Source organism: Rahnella sp. BCC 1045, assembly GCF_019049615.1.
Classification (GTDB): domain Bacteria; phylum Pseudomonadota; class Gammaproteobacteria; order Enterobacterales; family Enterobacteriaceae; genus Rahnella; species Rahnella contaminans.
This window is the reverse complement of the sequence record NZ_JAFMOZ010000145.1, coordinates 138,542-157,440: the sequence shown is the minus strand read 5'-3', so window position 1 is coordinate 157,440 and position 18,899 is coordinate 138,542. Positions and strand designations below refer to the sequence as shown.

General features: G+C 52.9%; 23 protein-coding genes. 12 read left to right on the top strand and 11 right to left on the bottom strand.

Annotated elements, in window-relative coordinates:
- The first annotated feature begins 88 nt into the window (after positions 1-88).
- From J1782_RS25985 to npr, 11 genes are all read left to right on the top strand, one after another.
- The gene (locus tag J1782_RS25985; protein WP_152327334.1) at positions 89-1,066 is read left to right on the top strand and encodes a calcium/sodium antiporter; all 978 of its coding nucleotides are present in this window, start codon (positions 89-91) and stop codon (positions 1,064-1,066) included.
- 19 nt (positions 1,067-1,085) lie between these two features.
- Positions 1,086-2,072 (top strand): arabinose-5-phosphate isomerase KdsD, encoded by a 987-nt coding sequence (gene kdsD / locus J1782_RS25980; protein WP_217154246.1) that lies wholly within the window; start codon positions 1,086-1,088, stop codon positions 2,070-2,072.
- A 16-nt stretch (positions 2,073-2,088) separates the two neighbouring features.
- On the top strand, positions 2,089-2,655 hold the full coding sequence (gene kdsC / locus J1782_RS25975; RefSeq protein ID WP_152327336.1) for a 3-deoxy-manno-octulosonate-8-phosphatase KdsC: 567 nt from the start codon (positions 2,089-2,091) through the stop codon (positions 2,653-2,655).
- Positions 2,652-3,221 (top strand): LPS export ABC transporter periplasmic protein LptC, encoded by a 570-nt coding sequence (gene lptC, locus J1782_RS25970; RefSeq protein ID WP_152327337.1) that lies wholly within the window; start codon positions 2,652-2,654, stop codon positions 3,219-3,221. The genes kdsC and lptC overlap by 4 nt, the downstream gene beginning before the upstream one ends.
- Positions 3,199-3,756: a lipopolysaccharide ABC transporter substrate-binding protein LptA gene (lptA, locus tag J1782_RS25965; protein ID WP_152327338.1), complete on the top strand. Its 558-nt coding sequence runs from the start codon at positions 3,199-3,201 to the stop codon at positions 3,754-3,756. The genes lptC and lptA overlap by 23 nt, the downstream gene beginning before the upstream one ends.
- 6 nt (positions 3,757-3,762) lie before the next feature.
- Entirely contained in the window at positions 3,763-4,488 is a 726-nt protein-coding gene (gene lptB / locus J1782_RS25960) for an LPS export ABC transporter ATP-binding protein (RefSeq protein ID WP_112288368.1), read from the top strand.
- 99 nt (positions 4,489-4,587) lie between these two features.
- Complete coding sequence (gene rpoN, locus J1782_RS25955; RefSeq protein ID WP_152327339.1) at positions 4,588-6,021, top strand: RNA polymerase factor sigma-54; 1,434 nt, start codon at positions 4,588-4,590, stop codon at positions 6,019-6,021.
- 23 nt (positions 6,022-6,044) lie between these two features.
- Positions 6,045-6,332, top strand: a complete 288-nt coding sequence (hpf, locus tag J1782_RS25950; RefSeq protein WP_013577259.1) for a ribosome hibernation promoting factor — start codon at positions 6,045-6,047, stop codon at positions 6,330-6,332.
- Between the two features lie 109 nt (positions 6,333-6,441).
- Positions 6,442-6,912, top strand: a complete 471-nt coding sequence (gene ptsN, locus J1782_RS25945; protein ID WP_152327340.1) for a PTS IIA-like nitrogen regulatory protein PtsN — start codon at positions 6,442-6,444, stop codon at positions 6,910-6,912.
- A 67-nt stretch (positions 6,913-6,979) separates the two neighbouring features.
- Positions 6,980-7,834, top strand: a complete 855-nt coding sequence (gene rapZ, locus J1782_RS25940; RefSeq protein ID WP_101074959.1) for an RNase adapter RapZ — start codon at positions 6,980-6,982, stop codon at positions 7,832-7,834.
- Entirely contained in the window at positions 7,831-8,103 is a 273-nt protein-coding gene (gene npr, locus J1782_RS25935; RefSeq protein ID WP_112288366.1) for a PTS phosphocarrier protein NPr, read from the top strand. The genes rapZ and npr overlap by 4 nt, the downstream gene beginning before the upstream one ends.
- Positions 8,104-8,128: 25 nt before the next feature.
- On the opposite strand, the gene J1782_RS25930 is transcribed toward npr, so the two are convergent.
- From J1782_RS25930 to J1782_RS25885, 10 genes are all read right to left on the bottom strand, one after another.
- A complete protein-coding gene (locus J1782_RS25930) occupies positions 8,129-10,048 on the bottom strand; it encodes a transcription antiterminator (RefSeq protein ID WP_193333196.1) in 1,920 nt (639 codons plus the stop codon).
- A gap of 82 nt (positions 10,049-10,130) precedes the next feature.
- The gene (locus J1782_RS25925; protein ID WP_152327341.1) at positions 10,131-11,330 is read right to left on the bottom strand and encodes a lactonase family protein; all 1,200 of its coding nucleotides are present in this window, start codon (positions 11,328-11,330) and stop codon (positions 10,131-10,133) included.
- 118 nt (positions 11,331-11,448) lie between these two features.
- Complete coding sequence (locus J1782_RS25920; protein ID WP_165061344.1) at positions 11,449-12,189, bottom strand: KDGP aldolase family protein; 741 nt, start codon at positions 12,187-12,189, stop codon at positions 11,449-11,451.
- Positions 12,186-13,313 (bottom strand): DgaE family pyridoxal phosphate-dependent ammonia lyase, encoded by a 1,128-nt coding sequence (locus J1782_RS25915; protein WP_217154245.1) that lies wholly within the window; start codon positions 13,311-13,313, stop codon positions 12,186-12,188. Before J1782_RS25915 ends, J1782_RS25920 begins: the two co-directional genes overlap by 4 nt.
- Positions 13,303-14,436, bottom strand: coding sequence for an amidohydrolase/deacetylase family metallohydrolase (locus tag J1782_RS25910; RefSeq protein WP_152327344.1), 1,134 nt, complete (start codon positions 14,434-14,436; stop codon positions 13,303-13,305). Before J1782_RS25910 ends, J1782_RS25915 begins: the two co-directional genes overlap by 11 nt.
- A gap of 70 nt (positions 14,437-14,506) precedes the next feature.
- Entirely contained in the window at positions 14,507-15,154 is a 648-nt protein-coding gene (locus J1782_RS25905; protein ID WP_101074955.1) for a DUF4310 family protein, read from the bottom strand.
- Positions 15,155-15,167: 13 nt separating this feature from the next.
- Positions 15,168-15,944 (bottom strand): DUF4311 domain-containing protein, encoded by a 777-nt coding sequence (locus tag J1782_RS25900; RefSeq protein WP_101074954.1) that lies wholly within the window; start codon positions 15,942-15,944, stop codon positions 15,168-15,170.
- Between the two features lie 32 nt (positions 15,945-15,976).
- Positions 15,977-16,276 (bottom strand): DUF4312 family protein, encoded by a 300-nt coding sequence (locus tag J1782_RS25895; protein WP_217154244.1) that lies wholly within the window; start codon positions 16,274-16,276, stop codon positions 15,977-15,979.
- Positions 16,276-16,641 (bottom strand): SFCGS family glycine-rich protein, encoded by a 366-nt coding sequence (locus J1782_RS25890; protein WP_152327346.1) that lies wholly within the window; start codon positions 16,639-16,641, stop codon positions 16,276-16,278. Before J1782_RS25890 ends, J1782_RS25895 begins: the two co-directional genes overlap by 1 nt.
- A 46-nt stretch (positions 16,642-16,687) precedes the next feature.
- Positions 16,688-17,038, bottom strand: a complete 351-nt coding sequence (locus J1782_RS25885) for a PRD domain-containing protein (RefSeq protein WP_152327347.1) — start codon at positions 17,036-17,038, stop codon at positions 16,688-16,690.
- 399 nt (positions 17,039-17,437) lie between these two features.
- Between J1782_RS25885 and rnk the strand changes: the two genes are divergently transcribed.
- The gene (gene rnk, locus J1782_RS25880; RefSeq protein ID WP_152327348.1) at positions 17,438-17,848 is read left to right on the top strand and encodes a nucleoside diphosphate kinase regulator; all 411 of its coding nucleotides are present in this window, start codon (positions 17,438-17,440) and stop codon (positions 17,846-17,848) included.
- A 627-nt stretch (positions 17,849-18,475) separates the two neighbouring features.
- Here rnk and cybC read toward each other — a convergent pair.
- Entirely contained in the window at positions 18,476-18,862 is a 387-nt protein-coding gene (gene cybC / locus J1782_RS25875) for a cytochrome b562 (protein ID WP_101074949.1), read from the bottom strand.
- Positions 18,863-18,899 lie beyond the last annotated feature (37 nt).

The window sequence follows — 18,899 nt, the reverse complement described above, 5'->3', positions numbered from 1 at the left end:
CAAAATGTCGCCTTAGCTCATGTTGACGAAGGAATCGCCTGCCTTTCAAGGCGACGAACCTCGCATTATACCCAATAAAGGATGTTTCATGCTTCTCGCTATCGTACTGATGATTGTCGGCCTGTTACTGCTTGTTTACGCCGCCGATCGTCTGGTGTACGGAGCCGCTGTGCTGGCACGCTCGCTGGGCATGCCGCCACTGGTGATTGGCATGACCGTCGTCGGCGTGGGCATATCACTGCCTGAGCTGGTGGTTTCCACCACCGCCGCCATCAACGATCAAATGGATTTGGCCGTTGGAAACGCAATTGGTTCGAATATCATTAATATTCTTCTGATTTTGGGCGGTGCCGCCCTGATTCATCCACTTTCCGTTCGTTCTGATATATTACGCCGCGAACTCCCTCTATTGTTACTGGTCACAGCGCTGTGCGGTTTTCTGCTCAGTGACGGGGAACTCAGCCGGCTCGATGGCGTTTTACTGCTGGCCAGTGCCGCCGCATTTATGATGCTGGTGATTAAAATCGCCCGGGCGGCTGAAAAAGAAGGGCTGGACACGCTGACGTACGAGCAAATGTCTGAACTTCCGCAAGACAGCAGCAACACTGTGGCATTTCTGTGGCTGGCATTGGGCTTTATTATCATGCCACTGGCGTCAGGCATGATTGTCGACAACAGTACAGTGATTGCACGATATTTAGGCGTGAGCGAACTGGTGATTGGTCTGACGGTCATCGCTATCGGCACCAGCCTGCCGGAACTGGCAACGTTTATCGCCGGTGCGATTAAAGGTGAAGATGATATCGCGCTGGGCAATATCATCGGCGCCAATATTTTTAACACCTGCCTGGTGCTGGGATTACCCGCACTGGTGGCACCGGGTTCGTTCAACCCGGATGCGTTTCACCGCGACTACTGGGTGATGCTGGCGGTCAGCGTGGTGCTTTCCGGTTTGTGCCTGATGCGCAAACACCGGATCGGGCATCTGGCCGGAGCATTATTGCTGTGCGGATTTATCGCCTATATGGCGGTGCTGTTCCTGTTACCGGACAGCATCGCCTTCTGAACTCTGTCAGGAATTGACTATGGCTAACTTTACCTTCGCCTCCGACTTTGATTTCCAGGCCGTCGGGCGTGATGTGCTGAAAACAGAACGTGAAGGACTTGAGCAGTTAGATCAATACATTAACGGTGATTTTACCCGTGCGTGCGAAAAAATCTTCGGTTGCACCGGAAAAGTCGTCGTGATGGGTATGGGCAAATCGGGTCATATTGGCCGCAAGATGGCCGCCACATTTGCCAGTACTGGGACTCCGGCATTTTTTGTCCACCCGGGTGAAGCCAGTCACGGCGATCTGGGCATGGTATCAAAGCAGGACATCGTTATCCTGATTTCCAATTCCGGCGAAGCGCATGAAATTCTGGGGCTGATCCCGGTGCTGAAACGGCTGAGCATTACGCTTATCTGCATGACGTCCAATCCGGACAGCACGATGGGCAAAGCCGCCGATGTGCATCTTTGCGTCCGTGTGCCGAAAGAAGCCTGCCCGCTGGGTCTGGCACCGACCAGCAGCACCACGGCGGTATTGGTTATGGGCGATGCGCTGGCAGTGGCCCTGCTTGAAGCCCGCGGATTCACCCCTGAAGATTTCGCCCTTTCTCACCCCGGCGGAGCACTGGGTCGCAAGCTCTTGTTGCGCGTCAGCGATATCATGCACACCGGCGATGAAATCCCGCACGTCAGCCGTGATGCGTCTTTGCGCGATGCCCTTCTGGAAATCACTCGCAAAAATCTGGGCATGACGGTCATCTGCAACGATTTGATGAAAATCGAAGGGATCTTTACCGATGGTGATTTACGCCGCATCTTTGATATGGGCGTGAACATTAATAATGCGGCGATTGCCGAGGTGATGACGACCGGCGGGATCCGTGTTCGCCCTTCGCTTCTGGCGGTTGACGCACTGAATCTGATGCAGGAAAAACACATTACCTGCGTAATGGTTGCTGATGGTGACCAGTTGTTAGGTGTGTTACATATGCACGATATGCTGCGCGCTGGCGTAGTCTAATTGAGGAATAGCCCGAATGAGTAATAGCGCAGCCCTGGTGGAGACCTGCTACGGTCCGGTCAGCGCCCACGTGCTGGAACGCGCCAAAGCCGTTCGCCTGCTGATTTGCGATGTGGACGGCGTCATGTCCGACGGCCTGATCTACATGGGAAATCAGGGCGAAGAGCTAAAAAGTTTTAACGTTCGCGACGGTTACGGTATCCGTTGCCTGCTGACATCTGACATTGAGGTCGCGATTATTACAGGCCGCAATGCAAAATTACTGGAAGATCGCGCTAAAACCCTCGGTATCCGCCACTTGTATCAGGGGCAATCGGATAAGCTTTTGGCCTTCCGCGAACTGTTAGATACACTGTCCCTGCGGGCCGAAGAAGTGGCTTATATCGGGGATGATCTGATTGACTGGCCGGTCATGGCCGAAGTCGGTCTTTCCGTGGCGGTTCAGGATGCACATCCGATCCTGTTGCCGAAGGCCGATTACGTTACCCGCATCGCTGGCGGGCGTGGCGCCGTACGCGAATTGTGTGATTTGATTCTGCTGGCGCAGGGTAAGCTGGAGGACGCCAAAGGGCTGTCGATATGAGTAAAACAAAACTTTGGATTATCCTTGTTCTGACGGCCATCGTTCTGGTTCTGGTGGGCTGGTCATTGTCTGATAGCAGCGATGACGCACCGCAGGCCGTTAACGATCAGGATCCCACTTACCAGACATCCCACACGGTCACGATGGTCTATGACCCAACGGGTAGCCTGACCTATAAACTGGTTTCGGACCAGGTAAAATACTACGCCGCCGATCAGGTGACATGGTTTACCAACCCGGTCGCGACCATGTTTGACAAGAATAAAACACCAACCTGGGTGCTGCGTTCTGATAAAGCCAAGTTGACTCAGGATAAGATGCTTTATCTTTACGGGCATGTGCAGGCTGATAGCCTGACGCCTGAGACATCACAGCTTCAAAGAATCAAAACGGATAATGCCCGGGTTAACCTGACGACACAGGACGTTGCCTCAGACGATGAAGTAACGCTTTATGGCACAGGTTTTACATCTAACGGCATGAAAATGCGCGGTAATCTGCGTGATAAGACAGCACAGCTGATCGAAAAGGTAACGACCTCTTATGAAATTCAAAGCAAAAAATAAAATCCGTGATCTCCTGATCGTCAGCTCGTTGTTAGCCGTGAGCATTCCGGCCTTCGCCTTAAAAGATGACACAACGAAACCGATCACCATTGATTCCGCCAATCAGGCGCTGGATGTGAACACCAACACGGCCACCTTCACCGGTAACGTCGTAGTCAATCAGGGCACTATTCAGGTGAAAGCCGATAAAGTTGTCGTGATCCGTCCTCAGGGCGTATCCGGCAAAGAAGTGGTGGAAGGTTACGGCAATCCGGTGACGTTTTACCAGATGCAGGACAACGGCAAGCCGGTAAAAGGCCATGCGCAGAAAGTCCGCTATGAAGTGGAAAACGATCTCGTGACCCTGACCGGTAACGCATACCTCGAACAGCTCGACAGCAACGTGAAAGGCGACCGTATTACCTATCTGGTGCAGAAACAGCAAATGGAAGCCTTCAGTGATAAAGGCAACCGCGTGACGACCGTTCTGGTTCCTTCGCAGCTGCAACAAAAAACGCCTGCCGCGGGCGGCCAGCCGACCAAAAAGAGTAACTGATATTTTATGGCAAAATTAATCGCAGAGAATCTGGCAAAAGCCTACAAAGGCCGCAAGGTTGTAGAAGATGTCAGCCTGATGGTGAACTCCGGCGAAATCGTCGGATTGCTGGGGCCAAACGGTGCGGGTAAAACCACCACCTTCTACATGGTCGTCGGGATTGTGCAACGTGATGCGGGCCGTATCATCGTTGACGATGAAGACATCAGCCTTTTGCCATTGCATACCCGCGCCCGTCGCGGCATTGGCTATCTTCCGCAGGAAGCCTCCATCTTCCGTCGTCTCAGCGTGTTTGATAACCTGATGGCCGTACTGCAGATCCGCGATGATCTGAACAAAGAACAGCGTAACGATCGCGCTAATGAACTGATGGAAGAGTTCCATATTTCTCATTTGCGCGATAACCTCGGTCAGTCCTTGTCCGGTGGTGAACGTCGCCGTGTTGAGATTGCCCGCGCACTGGCAGCGAATCCCAAGTTTATCCTGCTGGATGAACCTTTCGCCGGCGTTGACCCGATTTCCGTCATCGACATCAAAAAAATCATTGAGCATTTGCGTGACAGCGGCCTCGGCGTACTGATCACTGACCACAACGTTCGCGAAACTCTCGACGTTTGTGAGCGTGCCTATATCGTCAGTCAGGGGAAATTGATCGCCCACGGCACGCCAGCCGACATTCTTGCTGATGAACAGGTTAAACGCGTTTATCTTGGTGAAGAATTCCGTCTGTGATCTGTGCCGCCGGAACCGTGCCCGTTTCGACGTAAAGTCTGACGGGAGGTCTCTGACAGAAGTTACTCAGTTTGTAATCAACGGAAATAAAACCAAGATATGAAGCAAGGTTTGCAACTCAGACTCAGCCAACAACTGGCAATGACTCCTCAGTTACAACAGGCCATCCGCCTGTTGCAACTGTCCACGCTTGAGCTCCAACAGGAGATCCAACTCGCGCTGGAGAGCAACCCTCTGCTGGAACAAACCGACCTTCATGATGAAATCGATTCGGTAGAAGCCACTGACAACGAAGCGTTAGATACCCGCGAAGCGCTCGAGCAGAAAGACATGCCCGAAGAGTTGCCGCTGGACGCCACCTGGGACGAGATTTATACCGCGGGCACACCTTCCGGCACCGGCAACGATTACAGCGACGACGAGCTGCCAATTTATCAGGGTGAAACCACGCAAACGCTTCAGGATTACCTGATGTGGCAGGTGGAGCTAACGCCGTTTTCCGACACCGATGCCGCGATTGCCACGTCCATTGTCGACGCGGTAGACGATACCGGTTATCTGACCGTTTCCCTTGACGACATCCTCGAAAGTATCGGTGACGACAACGTCAGCATGGACGAAGTGGAAGCCGTTTTAAAACGTGTGCAGCGTTTTGATCCGGTTGGTGTGGCGGCGCGTGACCTGCGTGATTGCCTGCTGATCCAGCTTTCACAGTACGCCACAGATACGCCTTTCATCGCCGAAGCGCGCCTGATTATCAGCGAACATCTGGATTTGCTGGCGAACCATGATTTCCGCGCACTTATGCGTTCAACCCGGCTAAAAGAAGATACACTGAAAGGAGCGATGCTTCTGATTCAGTCTCTTGATCCGCGTCCGGGACAATCGATCAACACCGGTGAATCCGAGTACGTGATCCCCGATGTGCTGGTGCGAAAAGTGTCAGGTGTCTGGACGGTAGAACTGAATTCCGACAGCATTCCGCGTCTTAAGATTAACCAGCAGTACGCCGCGATGGGCAATTCCGCGCGCAGCGACAGCGACGGGCAATTTATCCGCAGCAACCTGCAGGAAGCCAAGTGGTTAATCAAAAGCCTGGAAAGCCGTAATGACACGCTGTTGAAAGTCACGCGCTGTATCGTTGAGCAGCAGCAGGCGTTCTTTGAACTGGGTGAAGAATTTATGAAGCCTATGGTGCTGGCCGATATCGCCAGCGCCGTAGAAATGCACGAATCGACGATTTCACGCGTGACGACGCAGAAGTTTCTGCACAGCCCGCGTGGAATTTTCGAACTGAAGTATTTCTTTTCCAGCCATGTCAGTACAGACAGCGGCGGCGAGGCATCGTCAACCGCGATCCGGGCGCTGGTGAAGAAATTAATCGCAGCGGAGAATCCTGTAAAACCGCTCAGTGACAGTAAGTTAGCCACCCTCCTTTCCGATCAGGGAATTATGGTGGCACGACGAACCGTCGCCAAATACCGAGAGTCTTTGTCCATCCCGCCCTCAAACCAACGTAAACAGTTAGTTTGACCTCAACAGAGAAGGAAGACATTATGCAGCTCAACATTACCGGACATCACATTGAGATCACGGATCCCCTGAGAGAATTCATCACGTCGAAGCTGGCTAAGCTTGAACAGTATTTCGACCGGATAAATCAGGTGTATGTGGTGTTGAGCGTTGAAAAGGTGCAGAAAGTAGCGGAAGCCACTTTGCATGTGAACGGAGGCGAGTTGCATGCCACCTCGGAGCATCAGGATATGTACGCGGCAATTGACGGCCTGGTTGATAAACTGGCCCGTCAGCTGAACAAGCACAAAGACAAACTGAAACAGCACTGACATTCATGTAGCCAACCCTGTGCTACAAACCTTCGGGCATCGGCTTGTGACCTTCGGGAAACGAGCCGATATAGCTTTAAGGGTGAAACAGCGCCAAAGTGAAGATGACATGATTAACGATACTGCAATGCAATTAACGTCGGTGCTTAATGCCGAATGCACCAAAAGCGGCGTTCATTGCGCCAGCAAAAAACGCGCACTGGAAATCATCAGTGAGCTGGCGGCCAAACAGCTAAATTTATCACCGCAGGTGATTTTTGACGCCATTTTGACCCGTGAACGCATGGGCAGCACCGGGATCGGTGCAGGGATCGCCATTCCGCACGGAAAGCTGGAAGAAGACACTTTACGTGCCGTCGGGGTGTTCATTCAGCTTGAGCAGCCGATCGCTTTTGACGCTATCGATAATCAGCCTGTGGATTTGCTTTTTGCCTTGCTGGTTCCGGCAGATCAATGTAAAACCCATTTACATACCTTGTCTTTAGTCGCCAAAAAGCTGGCGGATAAAGGGGTGTGTCGTCGTCTGCGCGGAGCGCAAAGTGACGAAGAACTGTTCCAGATAATGACTGAAAACGAATAAATTACTGATTCCCGGTTGCGCGCCGGGAAAATGAATTCTGAACACTGAATGCCAGGGGAGTGACACCATGGTGCTGATGATTGTCAGCGGCCGTTCCGGTTCCGGGAAGTCGGTTGCCCTAAGGGCATTGGAAGACATGGGTTTTTACTGTGTGGATAACCTGCCGGTGGTGTTGTTGCCGCAGCTCGCCCAGACACTTGTTGAACGCAATACGTCTGCGGCCGTCAGCATTGACGTTCGCAACATGCCAGAAACACCGGAAGTTTATGAGCATGCGATGTCACAGCTGCCGGAAAGCTTCTCGCCACAGCTGCTGTTCCTCGACGCTGACCGTAATACCCTGATCCGCCGTTACAGCGACACCCGTCGTCTGCACCCGCTCTCCAGCAAAAACCTGTCCCTTGAAAGTGCAATCGATGAAGAAGCCGATTTGCTGGAGCCTTTGCGCTCTTCCGCGGATCTGATCATCGACACCTCCGAGATGTCCGTTCACGAACTGGCAGAAATGCTGCGTACGCGCCTGCTGGGCAAACGCGAACGTGAACTGACCATGGTCTTTGAATCCTTTGGTTTCAAACACGGTATTCCGATTGATGCGGATTACGTTTTCGACGTGCGTTTCCTGCCTAACCCGCACTGGGATCCGAAACTGCGTCCGATGACCGGCCTCGATAAACCGGTCGCTGCGTTCCTCGACCGTCATACCGAAGTACATAATTTTATCTATCAGACGCGCAGCTATCTTGAACAATGGCTGCCCGCGCTGGAAACCAACAACCGCAGTTATCTGACCGTCGCCATTGGCTGTACCGGCGGTAAGCACCGTTCGGTGTATATCGCAGAACAGCTGGCTGACTATTTCCGTTCCCGCGGGAAGAACGTCCAGTCCCGCCATCGCACGCTGGAAAAACGCAAATCATGACGGTTAAACAAACGGTAGAAATCAAAAACCGGTTAGGGATGCACGCCCGTCCGGCGATGAAGTTATTTGAACTGGTACAGAGTTTTGAGTCAGAAGTGATGCTGCGCAACGGCACAGGCATCGAGGCGGAAGCCAGCAGCGTGATCGCACTGCTGATGTTGGATTCCCCGAAAGGCCAGAAAATCGAAATCGAAGCCACCGGCCCCGATGAAGAACAGGCTCTCAGCGCCGTCGTAAATCTGATTAATTCTGGTTTTGACGAAGACTGAGGGTTAACGAACTGTTTAAGCCGTATTAAATGCGGCTTAAACAGTCGATAGCAATCGCCTTGAAGCTTTCAAAATTCTCACTGCTCAGCAAACGGCTCATCGAGCGTTCCCGCACAAACGTCACGAACAAATCGTAAATCGCCATTGCTTCCTCGTAATCCGCCTTGCTGATCGCCAGCAGGAAAATCACGTGCGCCGTTTCTCCTTCGCCCCAGGCAATGCCCTGCGGCGAAAGCAAAGTGATCACCACGGTTTTCTTCGCGAGCAATCCCAGCGAATGCGGCAGCGCAATGCCTTCGCCCAGCATGGTCGAGACAATCTCCTCGCGCTCCACCACCGAAGGATAAAACGCCTGATCGACAACCCCTTCTTCTTCAAGCTGCGAACAAACATGGCGAAAAAGCTCCGCCTGTGTCATCGGCTCATTGACGATCATGAAGTGTTTTTCGTCGAAGAATTTTTCCAGCATATACGGGCGCGTGCGGTCGACGAGTACCAGCTTGCCGAGCTGCTCCATCTGGTATTCGGTCGGGAACGGCGACAGCACCACCACCGGCTTATTCTTCTCGGTGATACGGGCGTTGGAGATAATAAAATCTTCGTCGATGTGCTCCAGCTGCTCGTAATCACGCAGCGAAACCACCTGCTTCATCACCAGTTGAGGATACTTACGGTTAATCTGCGCCTGGATCATACGGATGGTTGAATTGCCGGTGTCGCACACCAGCATCACCTGCGGATGGCGCTGGTAGCCAATGTTGTAATGCCGCTCCAGCCCGACGCCAATATGCAGCACCAGAAAGCCGATTTCATTCTCACTCAGCGTGTAAGGCGTGTATTTACCCCAGCTGGAAACGGCCGCCAGCGTGACGTCATACGCCATCGGATAATGCTGTTTGATATTGCTCAGCAGCGGATTGGGGATATTAATCTGGTATTTCACCCGCGTAATCATGGTTTTGATGTGCGTCAGCAGATCCGCTCGCAGCTGCTTATCACCCTGCAAATCATAGTTATAGTGCGAATTGATGTACGAAAGAATGTAATCGACCAGCGACTCATCGTCGTCGGCGTTAATGTCCGTCGGTAAAATCTGCTGGACGCGGCGCGCGGCAATATTCACCCGCAGATACGCCTCTTCCGAAGCGGGAATTTCCTTACCGACCAGATTTTTCAGCTCCGCGGCCAGCCGCACAGAAACCTGCTTCACCGCCGGATCACCGTCTTCGGCATCAAAATCTGTCAGCGGATAACCGCCGGTAATGCGTTTGATCGCCACGGCGCAATAGAGGATCAGATACTGTTCGCCTTCATCCGTCAGCTGAATGGAAGACTGCGTCAGCAACTGATGCATAAAACGCGTCAGCGGAACCAGCGCTTCCGGCTCCAGACTTTCTGCTTTCAGTAGCGGATTCGCCTGCTCTTCGGCATCCAGCTGGAACAGCAAATCGGTCAGACAGGCGCGGATCGCCAGTTCAGCACCGAACAATTTCATGCCGTAGCGCGGCTTGGTTTCGATATTCAGGTGATAGCGCGCCAGATGCTCCCTCACCTCAGCCATATCATTTTGCAGGGTTCCCCGGCTGACAAACCATTCATCGGCCAGATCTTCCAGCTTTAATGAAAAAGCTGAGGTCAAAAAGCGGATCAGCAACGTCTTCACCCGCTCAGCGGCGGTGCGCGGCGTCGGATTCGGTTTACGTTGTGTTGATTGCTGTAACGACGAAAACAGCGCCGCATCATCGATGCGCAACTGATATCCGCTGCCCCGGCTGTGGACAAACGTCGCACCAAAATCGGCGATGATTTCGTTCAGCGCAGTAATATCGGCACGCACCGTGCGCGTCGAAACAGACAGACGTTTTGCCAGTTCATCCTGAGGAAGGGTTTCGGTTTGCAGCGCATCAAATAACTGCGCCAGACGTTGATTGGGAAATCTCACCATTGTTCTTCCAGTTCGTTTCAACGAGGCTCCGTTCACGAACAAAACACGTCGTGAACGGAGTTTGTTTCTGTTGCGGCACCGCTTAAGGCGCAATCACCATCTGTGACGGGCTGCCCACAGCCACATAGTCATCCACAAATGACAGCTTGCCGTTTTCGCCAGATACCTTGAATCTGGTGATGTTATCGCTTCGTTGATTCATTGCGTAAATATATTTACCGTCCGGTGACAACGTCAGCGTTCTTGGATAGTCACCGCGCGTCCAGGTTTCATCACTCCAGGTCATCGCGCCTTCACCGGTCACGTTGATTTGCGCGATGCTGTTGTGCAGACGATTGGCAACGTACAGATGTTTGCCGTCTTTGCTCAGCACAATGCCCGCGGCGAAGTTCGTGCCTTTGAAACCGGCCGGCAGCGTGGACAAGCTGTGCAGCTCGCTGAGCGTGCCTTTTACGGCGTCAAAACGATAGCTGGTCAGCGTCGAAGCCTCTTCGTTGATCAGGAAAACGACTTTGCCGTTAGGATGAAACACGAAATGGCGGGGTCCGGCACCTTCAGAAGAGGCTTTGATAAACGGCGGATCGTTGGCTTCCAGTACGCCGGTTTCACCGTTGAGCTTCCACTGATAAATCCGGTCCAGCCCCAGATCGGTAGAGAACACGAATTTGCCGGAAGGATCTGTGGCAATCATGTGCGCGTGTGGCCCGTTGTGGTCGCTGATGGCAAAACTGCCTTCCGCCGCCGCGGCCGGTTTGCCTGCGCCTGCCGGACCGGAATCCTGCTGGCTGTTACTGGCTTCACTCAGCTTCCCGCTGATGTCCACCGGGAAGACGGCAACCACGCCGCTGATGTAGTTCGCCACCAGCAGATGATCACCTTTTGGCGTCAGCGAAAGATACACCGGCCCTGCGCCCTGCGAATCCACCTGATTAATCAGCGTCAGGCTGCCATCTTCAGGCGCAATGCGATAGGCCGCCACTGAACCATGTTTGCCACCATTGTAATGATCAATTTCGCTGCCGATAAACAGCGTTTTACCGTCATGGCTGAGCACCATCTGTGCCTGATTTGGCAACTGGCTGGCGAGCGTTTTATCGCTCAGCGCGCCGGTTTTCGGATCAAATTTAAAGCGGTAGACACCTTCCCCGTTGGGATTGTAAGTGCCGACATACGCGAAATGTGGCGTTGTAGAAGTCATTGTTTTTTCTGCTGCGTAGAGCGGCATGGCCGAAACGGCCAGCATCGCGGAGGTTAAACCTGAAATCAGAAACCAGTTTCTCATACATTTCCTCAAACCTGGGTTGTCAGACAAACGAGAGGCTCAGCGCCCGTTCAGTGGATGAAGGACGCTGAGTGTTTAACCGCGCAGACGGCTTACCGCGCAGGAAAGGTCAGAACCTTCAGCCCACCAGTTTTTTGACGCTGGCCAGCAGGGTTTTCACATCTTCAGGACGGGTATTGCCCGACGCGCTGTCGATGATTGAGCTGTAGATATGCGGGATGATTTTGGTCACGCCCGCGGCCAGTGCGATTTCCATGATTGGCTCGAAGTTTTCCAGATCGATACCGCCGGTTGGCTCCAGCCAGAAATCCTGTTCTGCACAGGCACGCGCCACGGCAGCGAATTCTTCACGAGTTTTCAGGCCGCCCATCGGGAAATATTTCACCGAGCTGCCGCCCATGTCTTTGAGCAGCGCAATGGCGGTTTCCACCGGCACAATGGCGTCACTGGCCGCGGAGCTTAGCGGGCCGGTGTTAATTTTGACGAAACCGACTTTGCCGGTCGGCGAAATCAGGCCGTTGACCACGCTGTCGTTTTGACCAAGCAGCGCACGGCTGGTGCCGACACCGGTGAAGACCTGATTCACATGCTGCGGCTGAACGTGTTGTGAAATCTGGCTGACCATCAGCGACTGACGCGGATCTCCCGCGCCTAAGCCAACGGACAAAGCGTTTTCGATAAGCTCCGCGTACTCCTTCATGTCCGTTACCGCACTCGCAACGTCCGGATAATTTTTGGAAAGCACACCGACCAGAACATGACCTTCTGCCGCCTCATAGATTTCACGGGCATTGTCTTTCGAGCCAGCCAGCACATTCAGGCACACGCGGTCACGGTAGAAATTCGGGGTCAGCTTCATGCTTTCTCTCCACTAAAAAGTTGTTTAAAACGTTCTGCGACGATGGCGAGCTGCGGCGGCGTCACGCTGCGCACATCAACTTCAATCTTGCCTTCGTTAGCGCGGTAGCCACGGAAATAAATCGCGATATCGCCGGTTTTCATCGCATCCACAATGGCTTTGGTTTTCCAGCCCAGTACCGTTTCATCGAACGTAATTTCCGTACGCGCAATATCACGCCCGGCGCTGTCCCAGACCACGCGTCCGGTGACGCCGTTAATTTCATTCAGGCTGGCGATAAATGGCGTCATCTTGTCGACCATTTCCTGCCCGGTGGTTTTGGGTTGCGTGATGTAGCTTTCGATGGCCTGCGTCAGGCCGAGAATGCCCTCTTTGCCGACTTTCATCGCACGGCCAATCCCGCCCGATTGCAGTTTCACCCATTCGACGTACTGTTTTTTGCCGAGCACCAGACCGCTGGTCGGCCCTTCGATGGCCTTCGCGCCGCTGTAAATCACCAGATCTGCGCCCATTTCGTAATAACAGGTCAGGTCTTCTTCTGCGGCAGCATCAACGATCAGCGGCAGGTTATGCTCACGGGCAACGGCAGCGGCTTCCGCCACCGAAAGAATGCTTTTCTGCACGCTGTGATGTGATTTGATGTACAAAATGGCGGCAGTGCGTGGCGTAATGCAGGCCGCAAGCTGGGCGGCTGAACATTCGTTGGCATAACCGGCTTCCACGACTTTGCCGCCGCCCATTGTCACCATCGTGCCCACCGGCGCACCGAAATTCACGTTGTGGCCTTTTGGCAGCACGATGTCGTGAGGGACTTCCAGCGGTGCGGCATGCAGGTTTTCCAGCAGCCAGGCGTTATCTTTCACAATCACCGCCGCGACCGACTGCGCAATCCCGGCAGACGCACAGGACACCACCACCGCGTTTTCCACGTTCAGCAGTTTGGCGATATAAGCACCGGTTTTGTTCACCAGATCCTTCATCTCGAAATAATGATTCAGACCGGTATTCACCACCGCCGCCACTTCTTCACGCGGCGTGGAAACACCGAGCGCCGTCATGCGACCGGATGCGTTAATCACCTGTTTCAGCTGATATTTTTCATACAAAGATTGTTCAGAAGACATGAGCAGATTTCCCTTCTTCGGTTAACAGAGTGACACCCGCGACCACGGCGGCCAGAGGTACCAGCAAACTTTCGCCCTTCACGGACTGACCTTCGGAATCGACAAATACCTGCGGCGCAAAACGCTGCTCGAACAGAGTCAGGTCGGCGTCAGCGCCCACTTCGAGACGGCCTTTGGCAGGCAGGCGTAAAGCATCGGCGGCGTGTGAAGTGACGCAATCAATCACCTGCGTCAGTGTCATGCCTACGCTAAAGAACTTCGACATGACGGTCGCCAGGCTATGCACCGGCCCGTTCATGCGGTTGCGGCAGTAAATATCGGAGCTGATGGTGTGGGGCAAAATACCCTGCTTAATCGCCCGTTCCGCCACTTCAAAACTGAAACTTGCGGTCCCGTGACCGACATCCAGCCGCACGCCGCGGCTCAGCGCGCGCTTAATGGAATCGCGCAGTACACCTTCTGGCGAGAGGATGCGGTTTGGCTTGCCGTTATAGCAGTGCGTGATGATGTCGCCTGATGTCAGCAAATCGGCGATTTCATCGAGGTTCGGCGGGTTATTACCGATATGCACCATCAGCGGCAGATCGTTGTTTTCCTGCTGAATCTCTTTGGCGCGCACCAGCGGTTTAATACCGTTCTGGCCGACCACGCTGCTGCTCATGCGCGCTTTGATGCCGATAATAAAACCGGGATTGCGCGCGATGGCGTCACGCACGCCGACTTTGTCGATCTGCGTCATATCCGCCAGTTCGTTCTGCGTGACGATGCCGGTGCGCGCGATATTCAGGAACGCGTAGACGTTGGTTTTCGCCGCTCGGGTGATCTGATAGAAATCGTCGACATCATTCGCGCCGGTGCTGCCGGCATCCGCCACCGTGGTGACACCACAGGCGATGCCAATCAAATCGGCATCGTCATGATAAATGGGTGATTTCGGGTAACAGTGAACATGGGAGTCAATCCAGCCTGCGCTGGCGTAAACTTTGCCCTGAAGGTCGAGTGTCTGGCGGGCTGTGGCGTCGGGTGCCAGCGTGCCGATGGCGGCGAATTTGCCGCCCTGAATTGCAATATCAGTCAGGCTGCCGTCTGTGCTTTTTGCCTGTCGGATGATTAAGTCATACATACGACGTTCTCCATAATCTCAGGCGCCAGAGAAATCCTGACGCCTGATTACTGCTTTCTTATTGAAGTACTTACAGTGATACCGGGAAGATAGCGCCCAGCACCATCGCACCGAGAATGGCACCGCCGGTGATAGGTTTCTGCCACAGGTAGAAGCCCAGCGCGCCAAGCAGTGATCCCAGGCCGATTGGAATCGACGCGGCCATCGCGGAGAGGATAATCAACGGCCCGAGGAAGCGGCCGGAGGCGTTACCCGCACCCATCATCACGTCCGCACCGTAGGTGGAATTGCTCTGATTGATGGTAAATTTACGCGCCAGAATAATGATGTAGCCCACAGCTAAACCGAGGATCAGGCCGGTCACCAGCGAAGCGGCAAAGTTCGCCACCGGGAAGATAATCCCCGCGCCGAGCAACAGTGCCGGAACGCCCAGACCAATACCGGTCTGGATCGCGCCGCCGATATCCAGAATACCGACCAGCGAACCTTCGATAATGCGGGCAAACAGGAAGCTGGCACCGAAGGCCGCCACTGCGCCGTACACACCGGTATCCATGCCTGAACGCAGCATCGACACAAACGCCACTTCGTTAAAAGCACCAATGCCATACAGGTAATACATGTGTGTCCCGGCGAAAACGCCTGACGACAGCAGTCCGACAAAAATCGGGAACGACCACTCGGCGTACCAGAAACCACGTTTGGCTTGTTCTTCCATTGTCATGTTCCTCTTACTTGCCGCTGAGTGAGTTGTGAATGCCGTTCAGCCACGCGGGAACATCCAGCATGAAAGACTGCAACAGTTTGACGTCGAAACCGCGGAAGAAGCCGCTGAGTGCGAACAGCGCGATAATCGCTGCCATCATCACTTTGGTGACTCGGTTCCAGCCGCTTTCTTCAACGCCTTTCCCGATCAGAATACCCAGCACCAGACCCGGCACGGCGTTACCCATGATCATCTGCGCCAGACCGCCGAAGATGGTGGCCCAGAAACCAGAACGACGCCCTGCATCAATCGCCGCCAGCCAGAAAATTACGGGCATGACGGTGTTCACCAGCAGGTTGGCCGCAGGCACCAGCACTTTAATCGCCGTCACCTGTAAAGCCGCAGGTACCGCGGATGCGGTGGTATTCAGAAATGCCACCACAATCATGCCGATGATGCCGCCCGCAATCGCCATCTTGCGCGGGTCGTGCATGGTTTCAGCCACATTGCGGTTTTTGAACATCAGAGCAGCGGTCGCCCAGTGAGGGATGATGCGGTGGTCGACGTCCTGTGTGAAAGAACCCGCCGCAACGGAAGAAGCCCAGGCGTTAAAGAAGAAGCCCAGACCAAATGAGAAATGCGAAGCCGGATCGCCTTCACAGGAATTTAATTCCCCAAGAGTACGAAAAGCCCCCATCCCTTGCACGGTAGGCGCGTGGAACATACGTGCAGCACCTGCACCTACCCCCACGCCAACCAGTCCGCCGATAATAAGCGACTTAAATAAAATAATTAAAAACATCAGTATATCCTTGTCATTTATAGCTAACGTTTTTATTTCGTGACAAAAACTACCTGTTCCGTATTAATAACAGTCAGGTTGACGGTAATGTCTAACGCCACGTAATAACTCTTTCTTTCCCTGGCCAGAAAAAAGAACAGAAACTTTTCTCTTTTCACTGACTCTTCTGCCTTTATTACCTTGACGTCCTGCGGTTCAATGCGCAGCAAGACATTATTGGTAGAAGATTTGAGAACCGTTCTCTGAACCTGACTCAGTGCGGAAGAAAAGGCGGCAGCCTTATTTTCGCCTTTTCCTTCAACCCGAACTGTCGTGCTTAATTGTTGCTTCATTACGCCTGACCATACTTCTTGTTATAAGCTTCAACCAGGCGCTGACCCAGTTCTTCTTTATCCATAAATCCGAACCCTAATACCAGACAGCCTTCATTAATTGCCGTCACACCTTCATCCACTGAACGCATTCCGTACTTGGCTTTATATCCGTATTTGTTTTGTGCGGTAATCGCACCGGCGCCGCCGCTGCCGCAGAAGGAAATACCAAAGGTCGCGCCTTCTGTTTTCATCACGTCGCCGAGTTTCATATCGGCTGCCATGCCTGGGACAACAATGGCTCTTCCGCCAGCCGCTTCCACGCCTGCTGCCACTTTCTGGCCTTTACCTAAACGGTCGCCAATCACAACTAATACTTGTCCCATAATTTACTTCTCCAGTTTGGTTAATTCGTTAAATCAAAAATCAGGATTATTTCGGTTCGTTGTCTCTTGCGACTTCAAAATGCACCGAGAGCAAATACGCTTCCTCAATCGGTAAATTTCCGAACCAGCTGACAACTTCTTCTGCCATTTTCATGGACTCATCAGAAATTTCGTCAAATAAATCTTTTTCGACTTCAGGCAATGGTTCGCCGGTGATTGAGCGTAATACCATGGCTTTAACGTGTGACGTTAACATCTGCAACTGAACATCTGTGGTGTAGATATTCTTCGCACTTTGCATTGCCTGAATATCTTTTAATACTTTCTCTGTTATTGCAGGAGCATCTTCCAATTCTGTCTGCCCGTTACCCTTCACAGATGCGGTTCCGTTATTCACTCGCGGTTACCTCTCTCCTTGCCTGACTTTCTATTTTCAGTCGTTTATTTCGTCTGTCTTTACCCTAACCTTGGAGAGATTTCCTGTGTAGTGGGTCTTTTTCCAGTTCGAAGTGGAAATACGGTGAGCTGAGCAGATCTAATTCGCAAAACGAAAAGTTAAGTCGTCATATCACTGAGTATTACCGTCTGTAGCAGCGTATTTCACTGGTAATCGGATTTTTCGCAATGCGGATTAATTCCCTTACAACGCTTTCTTTTACCGATAAGAATGCCTAGTATCAAAGAACACATGCAGAACACTGACACCCCCGCGTTTACCCGCGGGGGTGTTATTTTTTGCCGACCGGCACCCCACTCGCATGAAGCGGGTGATGCAAAAGGAACCATGGAGAATGTTATGAGTAAACCGACACTGATCATCAATGAACTTGACGCAGAACGCCTGGACACATTGCTGGCGCAACCGGCATTTGCCAGCAGCCCGGTCGCCGATGCCCTGAATGAAGAGTTGGATCGCGCAGAGATTTTGCCGCCCGGGGAAATTCCTGCCGACGTAGTTACGATGAACAGCAAGGTTCGCTTTACGGAAGGTAAAGAAGGCGAAGAGCACATCCGTACACTGGTCTATCCGGCAGCGTTGAAAGACAGCAATGAGCAACTGTCGGTGATGGCCCCGCTCGGCGCTGCCCTTTTAGGCCTGCGCGTCGGCGGCAGCATTACCTGGGAAATGCCCAATGGCGAAGAAAGCCACATTACCGTGCTGGAGTTGTTGTATCAGCCGGAGGCGGCCGGGGAACTGAGAAGTTAAGATTTTTTTGCAGAAGCCGCTGCAATGGCGGCTTTACTTAAGGATGAGAAAATTTCGGTTTCTCACCTGCAGTGATCACTCAACGCGCAGCGCCGAAACCGCCCAGGAGAGGGAAGTGCTTTCCCTCTCTTGGATCTCTCCCCGCTTTTTTACTGCGCGCTATCGCAGGCTCGATGGACATGTTCCATGGCAATAGTGAGTGGCGCAAAATGTCATCGCTGCGCGATTCCCTCATTTCAGGCTTCGGGCCTCAGGTCTCGAACCATTCATTCGGTACCATTTTTGAGCACGCCATTAAGCTTATTTAAAAGATGAAAACGATCTGCCGTTGAATTTAAGATCGTGCGGGCGATTCAGAAATCTTGCTGAGCGAGAGGTTCGAGACCAGAGGCTCGAATCCCGAGAGAAGGCACCGCGCAGCGGCAAGATTTCCAGCCTGTCGCGGTGGTATCTGAAACATAGACAGCGAGCGGAGCGCGCAGTTTAAGACGTGGAGATTCCAAAGAGGGCTCGTCTTAGCCCTCTTTGGTCGGTTTCGGTGCGAGAGGCCGTGTGATAACCGTTATTGAGAAACCGAAACTTACGCTGCTATCAGCATGAAAAGCCGCCTAAGCAGCGGCCATCTGCTTACTTAAACTTCTTGTGGTTCTCATTCCTTGTGGCCTTAAACCCTTCGGCTTCTTTCTTCGCTTCATCTACTTTGCCGGCTTTCGCCAAAGCTGATGCCGAATCAATCTGCCCAATCAGCGTATCCAACCCTTTGTGGTAATCCTGAATCTCCGGACTGTCCGGCGCTTTGCCTTTCAGCTTCGGCGGTGTGGCTTTTTTCGCGTCTTCCGCTGCCGCTTTCATGTTCGCCAGGCTGGTCGTAAGTTCTGCCTGATCGCTGGTCTTCAGCACTTTGCTGTAGTTATCCGCAATCGTGTCCATGTCCGTTTCTAAATCTGCGGCCAGAACCGCCGTACTGCTTCCTAACAGGGCGATTACCGCCAACGCCATCAGTTGTTTGCGCATATTCTTTTCTCTCTATTGTTATTTATTTGTTAGTTAA